The sequence below is a fragment of the Azotobacter beijerinckii genome, from assembly GCF_900110885.1.
Classification (GTDB): Bacteria; Pseudomonadota; Gammaproteobacteria; order Pseudomonadales; family Pseudomonadaceae; genus Azotobacter; species Azotobacter beijerinckii.
Window position 1 is genome coordinate 1 of record NZ_FOFJ01000133.1, and the last position, 2,977, is coordinate 2,977.

At 62.0% G+C, this 2,977-nt stretch carries 4 protein-coding genes and 1 pseudogene; 3 read left to right on the forward strand and 2 right to left on the reverse strand.

The features are described from left to right. On the forward strand, positions 1-206 hold a 206-nt coding region (locus tag BMY22_RS24760), incomplete at its 5' end, for a hypothetical protein (protein ID WP_208599386.1). A gap of 139 nt (positions 207-345) precedes the next feature. After that, on the forward strand, positions 346-603 hold the full coding sequence (locus BMY22_RS23010) for a hypothetical protein (RefSeq protein WP_090625628.1): 258 nt from the start codon (positions 346-348) through the stop codon (positions 601-603). 98 nt (positions 604-701) lie between these two features. On the opposite strand, the gene BMY22_RS23015 is transcribed toward BMY22_RS23010, so the two are convergent. Further along, positions 702-1,448 carry an SDR family oxidoreductase gene (locus tag BMY22_RS23015; RefSeq protein WP_090625629.1) on the reverse strand — a complete coding sequence of 249 codons (747 nt, stop codon included), beginning with the start codon at positions 1,446-1,448 and terminating at the stop codon, positions 702-704. A gap of 108 nt (positions 1,449-1,556) precedes the next feature. On the opposite strand from BMY22_RS23015, the gene BMY22_RS23020 reads away from it, so the two are divergent. Further along, complete coding sequence (locus tag BMY22_RS23020; RefSeq protein ID WP_089169994.1) at positions 1,557-2,456, forward strand: LysR substrate-binding domain-containing protein; 900 nt, start codon at positions 1,557-1,559, stop codon at positions 2,454-2,456. 44 nt (positions 2,457-2,500) lie between these two features. On the opposite strand, the pseudogene BMY22_RS25490 reads toward BMY22_RS23020, so the two are convergent. Then, positions 2,501-2,602 (reverse strand): annotated as a pseudogene (locus tag BMY22_RS25490) (hypothetical protein); the annotation flags it as partial. Between the last annotated feature and the right edge of the window lie 375 nt (positions 2,603-2,977).

Sequence of the window (2,977 nt, forward strand, 5' to 3'; positions counted from 1 at the left end):
AGCACCGGGCCGGCTATCGAGCAGAGTTTAAGGAACGTGTGGAGTTGATCAGGTTTCATGGAATGACCTCCTGTGCAGTGTGCACCCAGGATGCCTGCGGCCCGGAGAATCCCAATTCAACACGTCAATGCTTCAACGAATCAATGCGCGAGTACTTCCTTGCTTCAGCGCTTCAATGCGTCAACGCTCACGACATCATCGGCTAGCCGCACCATAGCTGGCACTCGTCACAGCTTGGGATTCCTTCAACACGCGATAGCTTGGCTTGTACCTGCTGCACGCACGGTCAAACCGAATGCCGTGCAGCACCATCGCCACGGTGAGCAAGCTGAAGGAGAAGAGCCAATGACCCACGAAACCACCGCCCCTGTGCAGAGCCTGGTGGATGATGCACTGATCGAGCTTGAGAATCTGGTCGACGACTTAGGCGAGCAGGCAGCGCCCGCCCAGCCTGCCTCTCAGGTGGCCACAAGGCGCGAACACTACAAAGCTGCACTCGAAGATATCGCCGCGGTGCTGGGTCAGTCGCCAGAGTGGGGTGCGGACCAGTTGAACGAGATTGTCGCCATCCTCGGTCGCGAAGGGATACCTGTTTCAGAGTGAAGCACTTAAGTGCTTGCGCATTGATGTATTGAAGTATTGAAGTATTGATTGATTTTCGCATGGCTCCCTGGCTGATACCTTCGACCGTGCAGCAAGTTTCAGACCATGCCGCCGTTGGCGCGGATGACTTGGCCATTGATCCAGCCGCCCTGCGGGCCGGCAAGGAAGGACACGACCGCGGCGATGTCGGCCGGCGTGCCCAGACGTTCGAGCGGGTTCATTTTGGCCATCCGTTCGATGAGTTCGGGCGACTTGCCCTCTAGAAACAGGTCGGTGGCGGTGGGGCCCGGCGCTACGGCGTTGACAGTGATCGAGCGCCCACGCAACTCGCGGGACAGCACAGTGGTGAGCGCTTCCACCGCCGCCTTGGTGGCCGAGTACGCGCCGTAGGTTTCCAGGCGCAAGCCGATCACGCTGGAGGAGAAGTTGATGATGCGGCCGCCGCTACGCAGGCGATGCGCTGCCTCACGCATGCAGTTGAAGCTGCCCTTGAGGTTGATGGCGACCAGTCGGTCGAAGGCGGCATCGTCGACCTGGGCGACCGGCGCCAAGTCCATGACACCGGCATTGTTGACTAGCACGTCGACACCGCCGTAGCGGGCCTCGGTGGCGTCGAACAGCCGCTGCACCGCGACCGGATCGCTGACGTCGGCCTGTAGGGCGACGGCCTCGCCGCCTTGGGCAATGAGGCGGCTCGCCAAGGCCACGGCGTCGTCGCGCCGGCCGGCATAGTTGATGACCACTGCGTAGCCATCGACGGTCAGGCGTTCGGAGATGGCGGCGCCGATGCCGCGGGAGCCGCCAGTGACGATGGCGACCGGACGGGAATGCGTTTGCGTGTTCATGAGGGAGGTCTCGAGTGGACCGCCGGATTGGCGGCGGAGAGACCTTATCCATTTGTGACACTCGGATAATCTGGCAGAATCCGCGAACACCATTCGGAAATCCGGACAATGGACCGCTTCGACGCCATGCGGGTCTTCGCTAGGATCGTGGAGCGCCGCAGCTTCACCCGGGCTGCGGACGACTTGGCGCTGCCACGGGCGACGGTCACTGATGCCATCAAGGCGCTGGAATCACGCCTGGGCGTGCGGCTGCTGCAGCGGACCACGCGCCAGGTCACGCCCACGCTGGAAGGCGAGGTCTTCTACGGCCGCTGCCTGCGTCTGATTGCCGATATGGAGGATGCCGAAGGCGCCTTCCGCGATACGCGCCCACGCGGGCCGTTGCGTATCGAGGTGCACGGCACGCTGGCGCGCCTCCTGCTGTTTCCCCGGCTTCCCGCGTTCCTGGACGCCTATCCGGACATCGAGCTGGACGTCAGCGAAGGCGATCGTTATGTCGACCTGGTGCGCGAAGGCGTGGACTGCGCCGTCCGCGTAGGCAAGTTACGCGACAGCGACCTAATCGCACGCCGCCTGACGCTGCTGGCCGAGGCCACGGCAGCCTCGCCGGACTACTGCAAACGGCACGGCACGCCGACGGACATCGACGCCCTCCAGGGGGACGGCCATGTGATGGTCGGCTTCAAATCCACCGCCATCGGTGCGTTGCTGCCGCTAGAGTTCCAGCACGAAAGGCGCGTCCGCCATGTCACCTTGCCCACGCGCGTGCGGGTCAGCGGTGCGGATTCCTATGTCGGTGCTGCGTTTGCCGGCTTCGGCATCATCCAGGCTCCGCGCTACCGGCTGGATGACTACTTTGCTACTGGCAAGCTCATCCCATTGCTGGAGCTCTTTCCGCCATTGCCCAGCCCGGTCAATATTGTGTATACGCGTACCCGGCTGCCGTCCCCTCGGTTGCGTGCATTTATCGAATGGGCAAGCAACACATTTGCTGCAGAAGATAACTGAACCAACGCCCGCGTCAGCCGCGCGCGGGCCCGGGAGACATCTTGGAATTCGTCGACCATCACCAGCTCGTAGGGGGAAACCCAGCGGCGGGCTTCCTGATGCTCCTTCTGCTTGCTCGCCGGCCGGCGAAATCTGGCTGCGGCCATGTCACGGCGTTTACAACGTATCGCAAAGGAGGCTGAAGATACTGCGCCCTGGCGAATCAAGGCAGAAAATATCGGCTGGGTCTGGCTCTGTCAGAACACGTAAATGCTTCAATGCTCGTGCGCTTCAACACTTCAATGCGTAAGCACTTCAATGCTTAACCGTGATCGGGCCGGTCACGCTGCACCGGCCGCCTCGCTGCCAGCTTGGGATGAGAAAGAAATCCTCTCCTGCGTTTCTCAGGACGGATCAGGCTGGCGCTCGCCTATCAGTTCAGTTTGTCCCCGTTCCGATACCACCTGCCAGCCACAATCCTCCTCGTCCCAATCCGCGCCATCGCTGATCATGGCGAACGAGCTGATCGCCGTGTGTCGTTC

Bases quoted from the DNA above. Each gene is read 5' to 3' on its own strand.
- BMY22_RS23010 (WP_090625628.1), top strand. From the start codon at position 346: ATGACCCACGAAACCACCGCCCCTGTGCAGAGCCTGGTGGATGATGCA.
- BMY22_RS23015 (WP_090625629.1), bottom strand. From the start codon at position 1,448: ATGAACACGCAAACGCATTCCCGTCCGGTCGCCATCGTCACTGGCGGC.
- BMY22_RS23020 (WP_089169994.1), top strand. From the start codon at position 1,557: ATGGACCGCTTCGACGCCATGCGGGTCTTCGCTAGGATCGTGGAGCGC.